The 18,914-nt window shown below is 41.9% G+C and carries 12 protein-coding genes; all 12 read left to right on the forward strand.

Features of this window, described 5'->3' with window-relative positions:
* Positions 1–33: 33 nt before the first annotated feature.
* The 12 genes from E0E36_RS18780 (at position 34) to infC (ending at position 18,871) form a co-directional block, all read left to right on the forward strand.
* Complete coding sequence (locus E0E36_RS18780) at positions 34–3,429, forward strand: DUF1080 domain-containing protein (RefSeq protein ID WP_130857319.1); 3,396 nt, start codon at positions 34–36, stop codon at positions 3,427–3,429.
* 536 nt (positions 3,430–3,965) lie between these two features.
* Entirely contained in the window at positions 3,966–4,550 is a 585-nt protein-coding gene (locus tag E0E36_RS18785) for an RNA polymerase sigma-70 factor (RefSeq protein WP_013666220.1), read from the forward strand.
* Positions 4,551–4,846: 296 nt separating this feature from the next.
* Complete coding sequence (locus tag E0E36_RS18790; RefSeq protein WP_130857320.1) at positions 4,847–5,869, forward strand: FecR family protein; 1,023 nt, start codon at positions 4,847–4,849, stop codon at positions 5,867–5,869.
* Between the two features lie 174 nt (positions 5,870–6,043).
* Positions 6,044–9,433 carry a SusC/RagA family TonB-linked outer membrane protein gene (locus E0E36_RS18795; protein ID WP_130857321.1) on the forward strand — a complete coding sequence of 1,130 codons (3,390 nt, stop codon included), beginning with the start codon at positions 6,044–6,046 and terminating at the stop codon, positions 9,431–9,433.
* A 17-nt stretch (positions 9,434–9,450) separates the two neighbouring features.
* Entirely contained in the window at positions 9,451–10,998 is a 1,548-nt protein-coding gene (locus E0E36_RS18800; protein WP_130857322.1) for a SusD/RagB family nutrient-binding outer membrane lipoprotein, read from the forward strand.
* Complete coding sequence (locus E0E36_RS18805; RefSeq protein WP_130857323.1) at positions 10,977–12,272, forward strand: amidohydrolase/deacetylase family metallohydrolase; 1,296 nt, start codon at positions 10,977–10,979, stop codon at positions 12,270–12,272. The genes E0E36_RS18800 and E0E36_RS18805 overlap by 22 nt, the downstream gene beginning before the upstream one ends.
* 40 nt (positions 12,273–12,312) lie before the next feature.
* Positions 12,313–12,768, forward strand: coding sequence for a RidA family protein (locus E0E36_RS18810; protein WP_130857324.1), 456 nt, complete (start codon positions 12,313–12,315; stop codon positions 12,766–12,768).
* Positions 12,769–12,778: 10 nt separating this feature from the next.
* Positions 12,779–13,705, forward strand: a complete 927-nt coding sequence (locus E0E36_RS18815; RefSeq protein ID WP_242627315.1) for an RraA family protein — start codon at positions 12,779–12,781, stop codon at positions 13,703–13,705.
* A gap of 24 nt (positions 13,706–13,729) precedes the next feature.
* Positions 13,730–14,851 (forward strand): bile acid:sodium symporter family protein, encoded by a 1,122-nt coding sequence (locus E0E36_RS18820; protein ID WP_130857325.1) that lies wholly within the window; start codon positions 13,730–13,732, stop codon positions 14,849–14,851.
* Positions 14,852–14,863: 12 nt separating this feature from the next.
* Positions 14,864–16,081, forward strand: coding sequence for an aminotransferase class V-fold PLP-dependent enzyme (locus tag E0E36_RS18825; RefSeq protein WP_130857326.1), 1,218 nt, complete (start codon positions 14,864–14,866; stop codon positions 16,079–16,081).
* Positions 16,082–16,361: 280 nt separating this feature from the next.
* Positions 16,362–18,287: a threonine--tRNA ligase gene (thrS, locus tag E0E36_RS18830; RefSeq protein ID WP_130857327.1), complete on the forward strand. Its 1,926-nt coding sequence runs from the start codon at positions 16,362–16,364 to the stop codon at positions 18,285–18,287.
* A 14-nt stretch (positions 18,288–18,301) separates the two neighbouring features.
* Positions 18,302–18,871 carry a translation initiation factor IF-3 gene (infC, locus tag E0E36_RS18835; RefSeq protein ID WP_013666230.1) on the forward strand — a complete coding sequence of 190 codons (570 nt, stop codon included), beginning with the start codon at positions 18,302–18,304 and terminating at the stop codon, positions 18,869–18,871.
* Positions 18,872–18,914 lie beyond the last annotated feature (43 nt).

The raw sequence follows: 18,914 nt of genomic DNA on the forward strand, positions 1-18,914 counted from the left end.
TGTATTTAATTATCACGAACTATTAAAACCAATATGAAGAATTATATATATGCTTCTATCCTTGCTTTTATGCTCGCCAACCCACCGGCTTTTGCGCAGCAAGATGATAGGCGTACAGCGACGACCAAAATAGCAGATTTGTTAGCCACACAGCCCGCTCAGAATGCCGATAAGCTGAATGCTGCAATGGCCCAATTAGACAATTTTACGGCTGCTGATATCAGCGCACTGCTTTTATCTTTAAAGCCACAAGGCGGGGACAACGCAAAAATCGAATATGCAACCAACAGCTATTCCTATTTTGTTATGCAGAATGGAAAGGAGTCAATGCGTTCCAAATTTGTCCAGGGCGCTTTGGATGCCTTGGGGAAAATGCAGGATAAAAATAATAAAGGGTACGTGCTGAATCTACTCACTAATGCAGGAAAAGACGATGCCGTGTCTGCCGTTTCTACGTATTTACAAGATGAATATTTAGGGGATCGTGCTGCACGGACTTTGGCACGAATTCGTTCCGATGAGGCGGGAAAAGCTCTTATGGCTGCGTTACCGTCTGCAAAAGGAAGAAATATAACCTACATACTGGAAGCTATTGGCGATGCCGATTATGTGCCTGCAGCGCCCACCATTGTTTCATTTGCCACCGCAGAGGAATTAACGGTTAGGAAAACAGCGCTCTATGCATTAGCAAAATTGGCTGACCCATCTTCTGAGGAAGTTTTAAGGGCTGCAGCTGAAAAGGTTAACTTCGGTTATGATGAATCAAAAGCGACCGCTTCTTATATTAATTACGCAAATAACCTACTCCTCAAAGGGAATAAGGAGCTAGCTGAAAAAGTAGCAAAAACTTTGTTGAAAGTAGATGATGAACATACACCTACGCGCATTGCAGGGCTTAATATTTTAACGCACATTTACGGAGCCGAATATGTTCCGGATTTGGTAAAAGCATCTAGAGATAAGGAGAAAGCATACAGCATTGCCGCTTTAAAATTAGCGCAGCCATATTTAAATGGCGCTGCTGTCGAAAAATGGGGGAAAGCAGTAAAAAAAGCGAATCCCGAAACGCAAGCAGCTATCATAAAAGCTTTATCAAATACAACAGACGATAGTGCACTTCCTTTTGTTGAAAAAGCCCTAAAGAGTGATGATACCCTTGTGAAAGTTACGGCTATTAAAGCCTATGGAAAACTAAAAGGGGTAGAGGGTACGCCTGAATTGTTGAAGTTATTATCAGAATCCAACCAAGAAGAGCGAGAAGCGGTAAAGGAAGCCTTTCTTACATTGAAAGGCGAAGGTTTAACGGGTAAGTTAGTGACTTCCTTAGCTACAGCAGTACCGGCAGATCAGGTGACAATTATGCAAGTACTAGCTAATAGAGGCGCAAACGAAAGTTTCACCGCAGTTACTGCCTTGCTGAAAAGCAGTGATCCGACGGTAAGAGATGCTGCATATAATACATTGCCCGCCATTTCGAAATCCGAAAATCTTGCCTCATTAACCTCTTTATTATCTACAGCAGGTAACGAAAACGAGATAAAATTAGTACAGCAAGCTATAGTTGCGGCCGTTCAGGGGAGTCCACAAAAGGAGCAGGATATCCAATCATTATTGGCCAGTTATCAATCGGCAAATCCGAACGGAAAAACGCTTTATTTGAACGTTTTTTCAGGAATAGGTGAAGGTAAAGCTCTACAGCCGGTTGTTGAAGTACTTGATGGAAATGATGCGAACTTAAAAGCTGCGGCAGTTGAAGCACTCGCTAATTGGAATGATCATGACGCGTTGCCTGAATTAATCAAGTTGAGTCGGGCGACAAGCGACTCAAAGCAATTGAATCAGATCTTAAACGGTATTGTACGATTGACCGCACAAAGCGACTTCCCGGCAGAGCAAAAAGTATTACTCCTAAGGGATGCTATGGGAGTTGCACAAAATACGCAGCAAAAAAGAATGATATTGGGTGCATTGAGCAATAATTTTACTTATAATGCACTCATCTTTGCCGGAAAATATTTAGACGACCCGGAGTTGAAATCCGCTGCAGCCATGGCGGTGTTAAACATCGCATTATCAAATCCTAGCCTCTATGGTGAAGAAGTGAGCGCCATCTTGAATAAAACGGTAGACGCGTTAAGCGGACAAGATAGCGATTATTTAAAACAAGCCTTAATTAAACATATCAATGAATTACCCAAGGGTCGTGGTTTTGTGTCACTTTTCAATGGCAAAGATTTAACAGGTTGGAAAGGTTTAGTAGAAAATCCCATTAAGCGAGCCAAAATGAGTGCGAAGGAACTATCTGTCGCTCAGCAAAAGGCTGATGAATTGATGCGGCGTGGCTGGTATGTAAAGGACGGGGTGCTTTACTTTAATGGAAAAGGTGATAATATTGCAACCATTAAACAATATGGTGACTTCGAAATGCTGGTAGATTGGAAGTTGAGTACCGTTGGTAAGGAAGGTGATGCAGGTATTTATCTTCGGGGAACACCTCAGGTCCAGATTTGGGATACCTCCCGCGTAAACGTTGGAGCCCAAGTAGGTTCCGGTGGTCTTTATAATAACCAACAGAACGAAAGCAAACCTCTTAAAGTAGCGGATAATGCACTGGGAGAATGGAATACCTTTCGTATTATTATGAAAGGCGATAAGGTGACAGTATATCTTAATGGGCAGCTAGTAACTGATAACGTTACCTTAGAAAATTACTGGGATCGAAGTCAACCCATTTTTCCTATTGAACAGATAGAACTACAAGCTCATGGAACTGAAGTCGCCTATCGGGACATCTATATTAAGGAAATACCTAGAAAAGAGATTTTTACTTTAGGCAATGAAGAAAAGGCTGCTGGTTTCAAAGTACTGTTTGACGGTTCGAACTTAGATAGCTGGACAGGGAATACAACTGCTTACACAATCAGTGACGAAGGAACGCTGGCTTGTTATCCCGTTAAGGACTCAGGAGGTAATTTGTATTCAAAAGAAGAGTTTGGTGATTTTATCTATCGCTTTAGCTTTCGTCTAACTCCCGGAGCGAATAATGGCATTGGTATCAGGGCCCCTTTAGAAGGCAACGCGGCGTATGAAGGAATGGAAATTCAGGTATTGGATAATGAAGCGGACATTTATAAAGATCTTAAGAAATATCAATACCACGGATCGGTTTATGGGGTAATTCCTGCTAAAAGAGGCTTTCTTAAACCGGTGGGAGAATGGAATGAAGAAGAGATTTACGTAAAAGGAAATAAGATCAAAGTCACGCTAAATGGCACCGTTATTTTAGAAGGTGACATTGCCGAGGCATCAAAAAATGGTACGTTAGATAAACTCGATCATCCGGGACTTAAACGAAAATCCGGTCATATAGGGTTTTTGGGTCATGGATCAGAGGTACATTTTAAAAATATCCGTGTTAAGCGGTTGTAGTTATCTGGTTATTAGTCGTTAGTTATTTGTTTCTGGTTATTAGTGTCGTGTGTTACTATTAACCTCTGTGACATATAAATAACGATTCGTAAAACAAATTCTTCAACTTATTGTTCTACCAACAAGGTTTAGGTTGGATAAAAGCAGAAAGCCCGGCGTTCCCAAGCGTTTGGGCTTTCTGCATTTTTTGTATTGCCAGATCAGGAAGTAGTATCTTCTGTCATTAATGACTCGCAAAAAAATGTAGAATTATTTATCTAGCTACAGGGAATTCGCCTTTGGCCTATAGATGAAGGTGTATATATTAAAAGAGATTTCCCTAATCTAGCTAAAGTAATTTGCATTTAAAAAGCAATTTATCTAAGTTTGTTTAACTCATTTTATAGTCTTACAAAAATAATACGCTGACCAATTATTTATCATATAAGCGTTGCGGGACCTTCGTGTTTGGTTAAAAATAATAATGCAAATAATATCATTGACTTCATAAGGAAGCATGGTGACGTAACGAATTTTTTATGGTTTAAAGCTTGATTATGAAAGATTTAACAAAGTTTTCTGATGAAGAACTTTTCCATGCCTGTGTAGACGGGAGCGAATTATCCTTTGAAGAGCTATACAATCGTTATTGGTATAAATTATATGCCGAGGCGCTGAGACGGTTAAGAAAGGCTGAGTTAGCAGAGGAAATTGTACAGGATCTGTTCACTAGTATATGGCTGAACCGCAAACGAATACAGATTCATAGTTCCGTTGCTGCTTATCTTTTTACATCTGTTAGGTACTTGGTAATAAGTGCTATACAAAAGGAAATAGTTAGAAAGAATTACAAAGAATTCTACAAAGGCAATTTTAGGGATTACGATAATTCTACCGAAACACGGCTAGCCTTTAACGAGTTACAAAATCAAATTGAAAACCATGTTCGATTACTACCCGATCGCTGTCGTTATATTTATGAGCTAAGCAGAAAAGAGTTTAAAAGTAATAAGGAAATAGCTGATTTGCTTGGCATATCGGAAAAAACGGTTGAAAACCAGTTGACCAAAGCATTAAGTAGGCTGAAAGTAGCTATGAAGCTTTATTCGTTTCATCTTTTATTGCTGTATTATTTATGTTAGATATGTTTAGAATTTCGTTGTTAAACGAACTCTTCGCCTTTTGTTTCGATCTTAAGGGTGACCAAAACCCAAGAGCGAAGCGATGAGCTCCCTACAGTCGACGTTGGTTTTGTGGAAGAAGTAACACGAATTTTTAAAGAAAATTGACCAAAGAAAGCCTTTCCTTAATTCTAATATCGCAACCATTTTGGCTTGTAGCTTAAAAAGATAATTTTTTTTACAACGGCGTAGGGGATAAAGGGCTTTGGGCCGACTATACAAATGGAAGCTATTATAAATAAAAGATATACTATAAAATGAAGAGCGAAATTTCCGAGGCTTTAATAGAAAAATACCTTAATAAGCAATGTAATGCAGAGGAAGTGAAACTAGTGGAGGCGTGGTACGATGCGATGGGTAACTCGTTATCAGCCGAAGAATTCGATCAAATACGGAAAAATAGCCTTTTGAAAGCACGGATGTTGTATAATATCAAAAGGAGAAGTGGTCTGTCTCTCCATAATGGCAGTGAGGGCGCGCCTTTTAAGAAAGTACATCGTAAAAATCGCTCTACCGGCGTTTGGGCCGCCGCTGCAGCAATTGTGTTAATCGCGTTCATATGGCTACTGTTGGGTGGCCAATTGGACAAAATTTTTAAAACAGATCCGGTGGTACTGGTTAAAAATGAAAGTAAAACCATACTGAAGCATCATTTGCCGGATGGAAGTGTGATTTGGCTAGCGCCACATTCGTCGCTGCAGTATAGCGGCACTTTTCAACAAGGGGTAAGAGAAGTAACGATGCGGGGTGACGTTTTTTTTGAAGTAGCCAAAGATCCGAACAAACCTTTTCTTATCAATAGTGGATCGTTGTTGACCAAAGTTCTTGGAACAAGTTTTCGCATAAGGAGCGCAGGCGATGCAGAAGAAGAGGTCTCTGTGGTAACAGGTATGGTAGCTGTCAGTCGCGTCGATGAAAATATAAGCGTCGCTGAAAAGATGCAAGGTAGCCGAGAGGTTCTGCTCGTAGCTGATCAGAAAGTACATTTTAATAAACACAAGGCCCATTTAGTTAAAACAAAAGAAACATCGCGTTCGTCAGTGAAAATGTGGAAAAAGAGGAGTATGTCTTTTGAAGATAAGCCACTTAAAGATATTGCTCACTTGCTTGACAGTACTTTCAATGTCCAAATTGATTTTCAGGATAAAAAACTTGAAAGTTATACATTGACTGCCGACTTTAATCAGCTAAACTTAATTTCCATTATGGAAATAATCAGTCAATCACTCAACCTGCAATATGAGATTTCCGGAGATCGCATCAGGTTAATAAAAAAGTAAATCATTCATGACCCTAATTACTATCCATATGAAAACTTAACAACTTATTATTAACTAATAATTAATACATAGTTACATAACGACAGTTGTGATATTTTAAATTATTAAAATATCGATATATGCAATTGTCATGGGCGCTATTTGCCTACATTTTAACCATCAAACAGCATTTATATGAGAATCAACCCGAGGACATCCACAACCATTCGATCCTGTCTGCTTGGACTAATAATTATACTTACGGCCATCCACGTCCAAACATTTGCAAAGCAACCTGAGAGCACATTGGATCTTTCTAAACGTATCAATTTAAGCGTAAAAGGGCAGGCTTTATTACAGGCGTTAAAGCTTATTGAAGAGAAAGCAGCCATTAAATTTATTTACAGTAAACAAATTATAGATTTATCGCAGCGCGTATTCATCGAAGTGCAGCAAGAGTCTTTGCAGCGAGTGCTTGATCAGCTTCTTACAGCCAAAAACATTCAGTACAAAGTTATCGAGAATCGGATTGTTTTAGGTAAATCCATCCCTGGTCTGAATCAAGAAATAGAGGTAAAGGGACTCGTAACCGATGCGCAAGGGCAGGGGATCCCGGGCGTGAGTGTACGCCTAAAGGGTAGTACCAAGGGTACAGTAACAGGGGCTGACGGTGCTTACCAATTAAAAGTGGAAGGGACAGGTGAATTAGAATTTAGCTATATGGGCTATGTGGGGCAAACCGTAGCTATTGGCGGTCGTCATGTAGTAAATGTACAATTAGTAGAAGATAATCAAGCCTTAAGTGAAGTAGTTGTTACCGCATTAGGGATTTCACGTGAAAAAAAGGCGTTGGCCTATTCGGTAGCCGAAGTTGGCGGTGACCAATTAACGCAGGCAAAAGAAGTGAATGTCGCTAATGCTTTGGTAGGTAAAGTGGCAGGTGTTGATGTTTCGGGTATGGCTACCGGCCCAGGTGGTTCGAGTAGGGTGATTATTAGGGGTAACGGATCATTGAGCGGAAACAATCAACCGCTGTATGTGATCAATGGAATGCCGATGGATAATTCGACACCGGGAGGTAGCACAAGTTCGACAGGAATGGGTTGGAATATTGACCGTGGCGATGGAATAGCGGGTATCAATCCAGATGATATTGAAAGTATCAGCGTTTTAAAAGGCGGTCCGGCATCTGCTTTATATGGATCGAGAGCCGCAAATGGCGTAATTTTGATTACTACAAAAAAAGGAGTAGCACAAAAAGGTTTAGGTATTGAGTTTAATAGCACCTCTACCTTTGAGCGTCCTTCCATGTACCCTGAATGGCAGTATGAATACGGACAGGGGATTGATGGACGAAAGCCTACCACACAGGACGAGGCGATTGCAACCGGCCGTTTATCCTATGGTGCGAGGATGGACGGGCAGCCCTATGTGCAATTTGATGGCGTAGAACGACCCTATTCGCCTGAAAAAAACAATCCACAACAATTTTATGAAACCGGGCAGACTTATATAAACTCGTTAGCACTATACGGAGGGAGTGAAGATCTGCGGTATCGTGCGAGTGTTTCGAACACGGATGCGCAAGCGATTGTACCGAACTCTACTTACAAACGACTAACTACCAACTTATCGGTCAATGCCAATATCGGCAAGAAGCTTCATTTGGAAGCCGTTTCACAATATAATTATGATCAAGGAAAAAACCGTCCTAAAGTTGGTTATGCAAATGATAATCCCGCTTGGGCTGTATATATGTTAGCAAATACAGTTGACATCATGTCGCTGGCACCGGGTTACGATGCTGAGGGAAATGAAGTCAGGTGGAATCCGGTGGCTGAAGCACCAAACTCTTGGTTTGTCGTAAATCGTTACCGGAATCACGATAAAAAGAACCGATATATTATGCAGGGAAGTCTTCAATACGATATTCTCGACAATCTTTTTATCAAGGGAAGCGCGAGTAGAGACTATTATAATTCAGAATTCGAAGCTATACAGCCCACAGGAACCGCTTTTAGACCCCTAGGTGCTTATCAAAGCTTAAGAGCGACCTCATCAGAAACAAATTACATGTTTACCTTGAATTACAATACAAGTTTCCGTGATTTCAGCTTGTCCGCGATGGCCGGCGGAAATATACAAAGGAATGAGTACGATCTGACAACGATTGAGGGAAGTGAATTCAGGGTGCCTAATTTCTACAGCTATACGAATTTAAATATTTTAACAACCACCCCTTTATATCAAAAAACGGGTATTAACTCAATTTTTGGATCAGCGGACATTGGTTATAAAGGCTTAGCGTATTTAACTTTCACGGGTCGACAAGATTGGTTCTCTACATTAAGTCCGCAAAACAATAGTATTTTCTATCCATCGGTAGGAGGAACCTTTGTTCTATCAGAAGCACTGAGCTTTCCCAAATCCATAAGTGGTTTGAAATTACGGGGCTCATGGGCACAGGTAGGTGGTGCGACACCGACCGCTTATATATTGAACGAATCCTATTCCATGGTACAGGGAGGACATAATGGAAGGCCGGTACAGGAATTGACGTCCGATTTAGTTAACAATCCAGGCTTAAGACCTTTGACCTCTACCACTTACGAATTTGGTCTTGATGCGCAGTTTTTCAATGGGCGTCTAGGGGCTGATCTTACTTTTTATAATCGAAAAACAACCGATGATATTGTTGAATCCAACATTTCTCAAGCTTCCGGTTATAATCGAGCCTTATTAAATGTAGGCGAGTTAAATAATCGGGGTATTGAAGTACTCTTAAGTGGTGCACCTATCAAAAAGGAAAATTTCAGTTGGGATGCCACCTATAACATTTCTTATAACAAAAGTGAAATTCAACAATTAGCGGAGGGGTTAGATGCTATAGTAGTAGGCGATGGTGTTGGCGGAGGAAGTATACGCAATGTGGTAGGTAGGCCTTATGGCGCTTTGTGGGGTTATCGGAAACTAACAGACGAAAATGGTCAAGTGGTATATAATCCGGAAAGTGGGTATGCGGTAAGAGGCCCGCTCGAAGAGATTGGTCAGGGTGTTCCTCCTTTAATTATGGGATTGAACAATACGTTTCGCTATAAGGACTTTTCGCTGAATGTATTGATCGACGGGAAGTTTGGTGGTATGATGTACTCCAATATGTATCAGTATGCCTACCGTTTTGGATTGCCGGAAGAAACCTTACCGGGACGTGAAACCGGTTTAACAGTGACCGGTGTTGACCCCGAAGGTAATCCATTCAGTAAAACGTGGGCCCCTCAAGACATTGATACCTATTATGATAATGACAAGTTCTATACCTCCATGTTTATGTTTGACAACGACTTCGTAAAGCTCAGACAGGTTATTTTATCCTACAATCTTCCGATAGAAAAATTCCGATGGGCGAAATTACAGGGTGCCACTATTTCCTTGGTCGGACGGAACCTATTGACTTTATATCACGATAAGCGAAATAAGTATTTCGACCCTGAGTCTAGCTATACTAACAGTAATGCACAGGGATTAGAGGCATTTGGCGTTCCCAGAACGAGGAGCTTCGGTATCAACCTAATTGTTAAATTTTAATCAATAGACCAAAAGATATGAAAAAGCTATTTCTACATGTGTTAGCGGTTTCGTTGTTCTGCTTCTTTTCTGCCTGCGATAAAGGTTTTGAAGAGATGAATGTTAACCCAAACGCTTCAACCACGGTGGTGCCTGAATACATGTTTACGAAGGCGCTATTAGATGGTGTGAGTTTCAATTATGTCGGTGCTGCTTATTTAACAATTGGCGGATCGATGCAGCAGACGGCTACCTATAAAGAAGTACCCGCCGCAGGCGATAAATATTTTAATGAAACCTATTCATACAATAGTTGGGAGGCTTATTCTACAGCCGTTATTGAAATAAAAAAAGTGATCGATGCAGTAAGCGCCAATCCCGAAGACATTAATAAATTGGCTATTGCACGTATTTGGAAGGTTTTAATATTTCACAGGCTTACTGACTTATATGGCGACGTTCCATATACCGAAGCAGGTTTTGGTGCTAGTAACCAAAATTACACACCGAAATATGATGTGCAAGCCACGATTTATAACGATTTATTGAAAGAATTGGAAGAGTCGGCCAATACGTTGGATCCGGATTTACCAACTTTTGGCAATGGCGATTTGATTTATGCCGGAAACGTTACGAAATGGAGGCAATTTGCATATTCATTGATGTTACGCCTGGGCATGCGTTTGACAAAGATAGATGCGACGCTTGCAGAAAGTTGGGTAAGAAAGGCAATCGCGGGAGGCGTAGTTATGAATGATAACGATTTGGCACGCATTCAATATGTAGATGGATCGCAAGTAGCACAGCGTAATTTCATTGCAACAGCTCTTTTGAATACGGATTATCTCAATCCGCAAGCGGTGGATAATATAGAAGGGGGTAAACTGGCCAAAACCTTTATTGATCATCTGAAAGAGACGCAGGATCCGCGATTAAATGCAATTGCTGTCGTCTGGGTACGTAACGCAACAGGTACCTATGTAGCGGACACCAGTTCAGCGATTCAAAAGGGGATGCCCAATGCTGCTTTTAATTCATTTCCTGCCGATTTTGCAAGTTATTCGGAACCGAATCCAAACACGATTCTACGTTACGATGCCCCTCATTTGGTTTTAACAAATGCCGAAACGAATTTATTACTCACGGAAGCCGCTCTCCGCGGATGGTATGATGGTAATCCCGCGCAAACTTATGAAGCTGCGGTACGCGCAGCAATGCATCAATGGAGTTTATTTGGTCAACATGGGGAGATCAGTGAAGCTCGGATTAATTTCTACTTATCACAACACCCATTTAATAATCAGGGCACTTTCGAAGAAAAGCTTGAACAGATTTATACCCAATTATGGGTGTCCTTATTCTTACAAGATGAATATGAAATTTTTGCTAATTGGCGCCGGACGGGTTACCCCAGCCTGACTCCGACTAACTATCCGGGAAACCTGACAGGAGGAACCATCCCCCGACGTTTTGTGGTGCCACTAACTGAAGAAAGTTACAATCGCGATAATTTTAATGAAGCAAAACAACGGCAAGGAGGAACAAATGCCTTAACCAGTCGTGTATGGTGGGATCCCGCGAACTAATCAGCAGAAGCATTATGTATAAAAAGATCATATTTTTTATTACGCTAACCGTTCTTAGCGCAACATTATGCGCGCAAGACTACGCGATACTTATTAAAGGTGGGCACGTCATCGATCCGAAGAATGGTATCGATGAAGTAATGGACATTGCCATTAAGGACGGGAAAATTGTCCAGGTGGCTAAAAATATTCAAGGAAAGGCTACACAAGTTGTCCTCGCGGAAAAACTGTATGTAACACCTGGTTTAATCGATATTCACGCGCATCATTTTTTCGGGACCGAACCGCATAGTTACCTGAGAAATAGTTATACGGCTATTCCACCGGACGGCTTTACTTTTCGCAATGGCGTTACCACGGTCGTGGATGCCGGAAGTCCCGGTTGGAGAAATTTTCAGCTTTATAAGGATCAGACAATAGATCACTCAAAAACCCGCGTACTTGCTTTCTTAAACATTATTGGTGAAGGAATGCGCGGTGGTGCTTATGAGCAGGACTTAAAGGATACCGATCCAAAAATGGCCGCTTTGGTTGCTCGGCAATTCCACCCTTATATCGTAGGCTTCAAAGTAGCTCATTTTGAAGGCCCGGATTGGACAATAGTTGATCATGCCGTAGAAGCGGGGAAGCAAGCGGGTAATTTGCCGGTTATGGTGGACTTCGGTGGTAGTATACCACCACTACCTTTGGAAGACCTGCTCCTGAACCATTTAAGAAAAGGTGACATTTTAACCCATTGTTTTGCACAGATCAAAGGGCGCGAATCAATTGTCGATCCCACTGAAAAGAAAGTGAAGCCTTTTGCATGGAAAGCGCGAAAGGAGGGGCGGTATTTTGATGTGGGCTACGGAGGGATTAGCTTTTCCTTTAGCCAGGCAATTCCAGCTATCAAAGAAGGCTTCTATCCGGACGCTATTAGTACCGATATCCATACAGGCAGTATGAATAATGCGATGAAGGATATGTTGAGCGTGATGTCTAAGTGTTTGGTAATGGGAATGAGCTTGCAGCAGGTAGTTGCCGCCAGTACTTGGCAACCCGCTCAAATAATAAAACGACCGGAACTAGGTAGTCTGAGTGTAGGGGCAGAGGCTGATATTGCTATTCTGAATGTACTTAATGGAAATTTCGGATACTTTGATTATACAGGATACAAGATCAACGGAAAGCAGAAGTTAGCCTGTGAAATGACCGTGCGAGGTGGAGAGATTGTATACGATCTCAATGGGATCGCTAACCCTATAGTCGTTGCTAAAAAGCAAACGGAACATTAACAAAAACCATATAACAGTTTAACAATCAAATTTATTCATTATGAAAACAGAAAGAAGATCAGTCATTAAAAGATTGTTTGCCTCCATGGTAGGTCTATTAGGAGCTAATGCCATGCTTCGAGCTGAAAGCAAGTCGGCCACAAAAGAAACCTTCAATATAACTAAGCAGGACAATGTGCCTTTATTCTCGGGATCCACCAAATATAACGGATTAGTGTTTGTGGCCGGTAAAGGGGCACATTTCGATGGTGATATAAAAGCACATACAGATCATGTATTAAAAGAATTGGAAGCGGAACTAAAAAAGGCAGGATCATCGATGGAAAAGGTGCTGAAAGTCAACGTCTATCTGGCAGATCTTGGAGATTACAAGGCCATGAATGAGGTGTATCAAGGACGATTTGGCAGTAAACCGCCCGTACGCACTACCGTGGCGACTTATGGCGGGGTGCCCGGTGATTCGCTCGTGGAAATGGATTGCATAGCCTATGTTTAACATGAACAGAATGTACGTTAGGAAAAGTTTTTTTATGCTTATGATGCTGCTCTTTTTTGTTACTACCGGCGCAGCTCAGCAAATAACAAAAGAAGAACTTCGTTTTCTAACTTCCTCCTGGAAAGGGGAGCGTTACCGAGATGGGCGCCCGAAGATTCCTGATTCACTCCTTTTAAGAGCCGAGCGTATTGGTTTTGATGATGCTTGGACCATTCTGAGAAATGCGGGCTATTATAATCAATTTGAGGATGGGTGGAAAGCGATTCGTGAAAATGAGGTCTTTGCAGGGCGCGCTGTAACGGCCGCGTATATGCCAAGGAGGCCCGATATAGAAGATGCCATATTAGAGCGCGGGCATGAGAAAGGCCTTAAAGGAAGCACCAATGCGTGGCCCATTGAGCTACTGCAAAAAGGAGATGTGTACGTCGCTGATGGCTTCGGGAAAGTAGCGGGTGGAACCTTGATTGGACAAACCCTGGGAACCACCATCTTTCAGCGTACCGGTAAGGGCGTAGTTTTTGATGCCGGAGCACGTGATTTTGATGGTTTAGCCGACATAAAAGGTTTCAATGCTTTTGTACGTGATTTCCATCCGTCTTTTTTAGAGGAATCAATGTTAATGGGACTTAATACACCGATACGTATCGGCAAAGCGATTGTGTTACCTGGAGATTTAGTGTTGTGTAATAAAGAGGGGGTGCTTTTTATACCGGCCCACCTGGCAGAAGAGGTCATCGTCACTGCCGAATTTATCCAATTGAGGGATGCCTTTGGAAAAGATCGAATTCAAGCGGGGAAATACAGTGTAGGACAGATCGATAACCAGTGGGATGATCCGATAAAACTTGATTTTCTGAACTGGTTAAAGGAACAAGAAGATCGGGTGAGGCTTACCAAGAAGCAGCTGGATCAACTAATGGAAAAAAGAACCTGGTAAACATAATGAACCTAAATATTTGATATGAGGCAATTTTCATTTTACAAAGTCACTTTGTTGATTGCAATGGTGACGGCAATCCTGGCCATATGGGCTTACTGGACCCAGAAGCAATCAGTATGGGGCCCGAGCCTTATTATATGTTTGCTAGCAACGGCCTTATCTTTTCGGACCATTAAGTCGTTACAAGGGTATGCTTATTCAATGATGATATTTGCAATGGTTGCGGCGGCGCTGTGCTATCCCCAACACTTTGTAAGTGTTAACGGTTTTCCATTGGCTGAGCTGATCACTCCTTTGATACAGCTGATCATGTTCGGCATGGGGACTTCCATGAGCGTACACGATTTTGTGGGGGTGATTAAGCATCCAAAGGGCGTTTTTATTGGTGTAGTAAGTCATTTCATCATTATGCCCTGTGTTGGCTTTTTCCTGGCCAATGTAAGCGGCTTTTCTCCGGAAATAGCAGCTGGAATTATTCTGATTGGCTGTTCGCCCAATGGAATGGCCTCCAATGTGATGTCTTATATGGCTAAGGCCAATTTACCATTATCGATTACGATCACAGCGGTATCAACATTACTATCACCTTTGGTAACTCCGACGCTGATGAAGCTATTAGCCGGTGCATTTGTAGAAATCCACCTATTAGACATGATGTGGGATATTTTGAAGATGGTTATACTACCCATAGGTGCCGGTTTGTTATTCAATAGACTATTTCATGGCAAAGTAAAGTGGTTAGACGCATTTATGCCTAAAATCTCGATGGCAGGTATTGCTATTATCATTGCCATCATTACAGCTGCCGGTAGAGATAGTTTACTCCATATTGGTCCGCAATTGATCCTGCTCGTTTTAATACACAATTTAACAGGTTATTTCTTAGGCTATAGTTGCGGTAGACTTTTCCGTATGTCTGAGCGCGACTGCCGAACCATGGCAATTGAAGTGGGAATGCAGAATGGAGGCCTAGCCTCCGGTATTGCAAAGGAAATGGGTAAGCTAGCTACAGTGGGACTAGCACCTGCCATCTTTGGGCCTTTAATGAATATCACAGGATCATTGTTAGCTTCCTATTGGCAAAATAAACCACTAGCTACTCCTGACGGTGCGCTTAAAACGGTTAGCGAGCTTAAAAATTAAAAAGAATTTATCATGAGAAGAAGAGAACTATTAAAATATTTGTCGATGCTGCCTGCCGGTGGATTCATCACCCCTTATGTAGACGGGAATAGATTATTATGGCTGGATAAGGAGCGGCGGGGTCGAGAGCTATTCAAAGAATTGGGCGTACGTACTTTTATCAACGCTGCCGGAACCTATACTGCTATGACGGGATCCCTTATGCGACCGGAAGTACTGGAAGCGATAAACTACAGTGCAACGGATTTTTGCATGCTGGATGAATTGCAAGATAAAGTAGGTGAAAAAATTGCGAGTTTGGTACATGCGGAATCTGCCGTCGTAACAGCAGGATGTTTTTCCGCTATGACTTTGGGATTGGCCGGAATATTAACGGGCCTTGACGAAGAAAAAGCAATTCAGTTACCCCACCTAATGGGAACCGATATGAAGTCGGAGGTGATCTGTCAAAAAGGGCATGAAATTGTTTATACCCATGCGCTTAAAAATACGGGTTGTAAAATTGTGATGGTAGAAACGAGGGAAGAGCTTGAGCAAACCATTAATGAACGAACGGCGTTGATGTTCTTTCTTAACGTACAGGCTGACAAAGGTAGCATCATGCACGAGGAGTGGGTCTCGATTGCAAAAAAACATGGTGTTCCCACCATGATTGATATCGCGGCTGACGTACCACCTGTTTCCAACTTGTGGAAATTTCATGAAATGGGCTTTGATTTAGTGTGCGTATCTGGAGGAAAGGCGATCCGCGGACCGCAGAGTGCCGGCTTATTGATGGGTAAAAAGAACTTTATACAAGCAGCGAGATTACATATGCCTCCACGTGGGTTTAATATTGGCAGAGGGATGAAAGTGAATAAGGAAGAAATTTTAGGTATGTATGTTGCCTTAGAGAAGTTTATCAACCTTGATCATCAACAAGAGTGGAACTTACAACAGGCTCAAATTGATCTGATCGCAACGGCAGCGCAAGCGGTTGAAGGTGTTACGACGGAGGTGAAGGTGCCTCCTTTGGGAAATGTGACACCAACGCTATATATCCATTGGAATGCAGAAAAGGTGAAAATATCGGGCAAGGAATTACAGCAACGTTTACGGAATGGAACACCTTCTATAGAAGTAGGTGGAGCTGAGGATACTTCTTTGATTTTAACTGCTTGGATGCTAAAGCCGGGACAAGAAAAAGTGGTAGCCAAGCGGCTGCGTGAAGAACTTTCGACAGCGGTTTAGTCGAAAGAGGTTGCTTAAAGGGCATAAGCAACAGGATAATTTGGTTGAAAGTCCGGTATTTAAATGCCGGACTTTTTTTATTAAGCGTATTTTTGACTGTGCATTAAACTGCTGGCAGAAATCACAAGAATGAACCAACTCGCTCTTTTGACTTTTTACTTTTTAATTTTGACTTTTGACTTTTTAATTTTTACTTTTTAATATCTTTGTCGTCACAAAAATCACATTGTAGGTGATTTAGAAAACAATATTTTTTAGAACATTAAAATCATAGTTGTAGATGATTAAAATCACACTTCCTGATGGTTCCATTCGCGAGTACGAGAGGGGAATCACTTCTTTGCAAATTGCCCAATCAATTTCTGAGGGCTTAGCCCGTAACGTTTTAGCTGCCGAAGTTGACGGACAGGTATGGGATGCGACCAGACCTATTGAAAAAGATGCATCTGTAAGATTGCTGACTTGGAATGACAAAGACGGCAAATCGACATTTTGGCATTCTTCTGCCCACTTAATGGCAGAAGCGTTGGAGGCGCTATATCCCGGGACTAAATTTGGTATTGGACCAGCTATCGAAACCGGCTTTTATTACGATGTCGATTTTGGTGATCGGCCTTTTTCTTCGGACGATTTTAAAAAAATTGAGGATAAGATGTTGGAATTGGCACGTACGAAATCTGATTACGTGCGGCAGCAAGTATCCAAATCAGATGCGCTAGCGTATTTTACCGAAAAAGGCGATGAATATAAGTTGGATTTGATAAAGGATTTAGCGGACGGATCCATAACCTTTTATACCCAGGGCAATTTTACAGACCTCTGTAGAGGGCCACACATCCCAAATACAGGTTTTATAAAAGCCATCAAACTAACCAATGTGGCAGGAGCCTATTGGCGTGGTGATGAAAGCAGAAAACAGTTAACTAGGATTTACGGCGTCACTTTCCCTAAGGCAAGCGAATTAGCCGATTATCTTCATATGATTGAAGAAGCTAAGAAAAGGGACCACCGGAAATTGGGCAAAGAATTGGAATTGTTCGCGTTCTCAGAAAGAGTAGGCATGGGCTTACCTCTGTGGCTTCCCAAGGGAGCCGCATTGCGCCAGAAACTGGTTGACTTTCTGCAACGTGCACAAATGAAGGCAGGATATGAACCGGTTGTAACACCACACATTGGTCATAAAAACCTGTATGTTACCTCTGGCCACTACGAAAAGTATGGAGCAGATTCTTTTCAGCCGATTCGTACACCGCAAGAAGGAGAGGAGTTTCTACTGAAACCCATGAACTGTCCGCACCATTGCGAGATTTACAAAACAAAACCCCGATCATACAAAGATCTTCCGGTACGTTTTGCTGAATTTGGTACCGTATATCGTTATGAGCAGAGCGGAGAATTACATGGGTTAACTCGTGTAAGAGGTTTTACGCAGGATGATGCGCACCTGTTTTGTCGTCCGGATCAAGTAAAAGACGAATTCAAAAAAGTTATTGATCTTGTCCTTTATGTATTCAAAGCTTTAGGCTTTGATGATTATACCGCACAGATATCACTAAGAGATCCTGAAAATAAGGGAAAATACATTGGCAGTGAAGAAAATTGGCTACTTGCTGAAGCGGCTATCGTAGAAGCTGCTGAAGAGAAAGGGCTTAAAACCGTGACCGAGTTAGGGGAAGCGGCCTTTTACGGCCCGAAATTGGATTTTATGGTCAAAGATGCATTGGGGCGTAAATGGCAACTTGGTACAATCCAGGTCGATTATAATTTGCCGGAACGGTTCGAGTTAGAATACACAGGCAGTGATAATCAGAAACATCGGCCGGTAATGATTCATCGCGCACCCTTTGGCTCGCTAGAACGTTTTGTCGCCGTTTTAATCGAGCATTGCGCCGGTGAGTTTCCGCTATGGCTTACCCCGGAACAGTTTATCATATTGCCTGTTTCTGAAAAATATGAAGAATATGCAAAAAAACTTTTGGAATCGTTAAATAATACCGATATTCGCGGGTTGATTGATTTGCGAGACGAAAAAGTAGGCAGAAAGATACGGGATGCGGAAGTCAAGAAAATACCTTACATGCTCATCGTAGGCGAAAAAGAGGTTGAAAATGGCACGATTTCTGTTCGAAAACATGGCGAAGGCGATCTTGGTAGCATGACTATAGAAGCCTTTAGTAAGCAATTAATTGAAGAAATAACAGTTTAAATTAAGGAAAAAATTTGTCATTAGGAAAACCAGGAATGAGGGGGCCGCGTCCTCCTTTTAAAAAGAAAGAACCCGACCATAGAATTAATCAGCACATTAGAGCTGCGGAAGTACGCTTAGTTGGCGAAAATGTGGAGCAAGGGGTTTACCCGATTAAACAGGCTTTAGCCATAGCAGACGAGTTGGAGCTTGATTTGGTGGAGATTTCCCCAAATGCAAATCCTCCTGTATGTAAGGTTGTCGATTATAGTAAATTTGTTTACGAACAAAAGAAGAAGCTGAAGGAAATTAAGGCCAATGCTAAACAGACGGTCATTAAAGAAATCCGTTTCGGCCCGAATACGAATGAGCACGATTTCGAGTTCAAACTTAAGCATGCCATTAAGTTCTTGGAAGCTGGAGAAAAGGTACGCGCTTACGTACATTTTAAAGGTAGAGCTATTGTATATAAGGACCGTGGTGAAATTCTTTTGCTGAAATTTGCACAGGCTTTGGAGGAAATTGGCAAAGTGGAATTACTGCCTAAACTAGAGGGAAAGCGGATGTTTATCACTGTTGCCCCAAAAAATCCGAAAACAAAATAACCCCAAGGGTAGAGAGTCGCCGGGCTTTGCGCCGGGAGACCTA

Source organism: Olivibacter jilunii (assembly GCF_900607235.1).
In the GTDB taxonomy this organism is placed as follows: domain Bacteria; phylum Bacteroidota; class Bacteroidia; order Sphingobacteriales; family Sphingobacteriaceae; genus Olivibacter; species Olivibacter oleidegradans.

Bases quoted from the DNA above. Each gene is read 5' to 3' on its own strand.
- E0E36_RS18780 (WP_130857319.1), top strand. From the start codon at position 34: ATGAAGAATTATATATATGCTTCTATCCTTGCTTTTATGCTCGCCAAC.
- E0E36_RS18785 (WP_013666220.1), top strand. From the start codon at position 3,966: ATGAAAGATTTAACAAAGTTTTCTGATGAAGAACTTTTCCATGCCTGT.
- E0E36_RS18790 (WP_130857320.1), top strand. From the start codon at position 4,847: ATGAAGAGCGAAATTTCCGAGGCTTTAATAGAAAAATACCTTAATAAG.
- E0E36_RS18795 (WP_130857321.1), top strand. From the start codon at position 6,044: ATGAGAATCAACCCGAGGACATCCACAACCATTCGATCCTGTCTGCTT.
- E0E36_RS18800 (WP_130857322.1), top strand. From the start codon at position 9,451: ATGAAAAAGCTATTTCTACATGTGTTAGCGGTTTCGTTGTTCTGCTTC.
- E0E36_RS18805 (WP_130857323.1), top strand. From the start codon at position 10,977: ATGGTGGGATCCCGCGAACTAATCAGCAGAAGCATTATGTATAAAAAG.
- E0E36_RS18810 (WP_130857324.1), top strand. From the start codon at position 12,313: ATGAAAACAGAAAGAAGATCAGTCATTAAAAGATTGTTTGCCTCCATG.
- E0E36_RS18815 (WP_242627315.1), top strand. From the start codon at position 12,779: ATGTACGTTAGGAAAAGTTTTTTTATGCTTATGATGCTGCTCTTTTTT.
- E0E36_RS18820 (WP_130857325.1), top strand. From the start codon at position 13,730: ATGAGGCAATTTTCATTTTACAAAGTCACTTTGTTGATTGCAATGGTG.
- E0E36_RS18825 (WP_130857326.1), top strand. From the start codon at position 14,864: ATGAGAAGAAGAGAACTATTAAAATATTTGTCGATGCTGCCTGCCGGT.
- thrS (WP_130857327.1), top strand. From the start codon at position 16,362: ATGATTAAAATCACACTTCCTGATGGTTCCATTCGCGAGTACGAGAGG.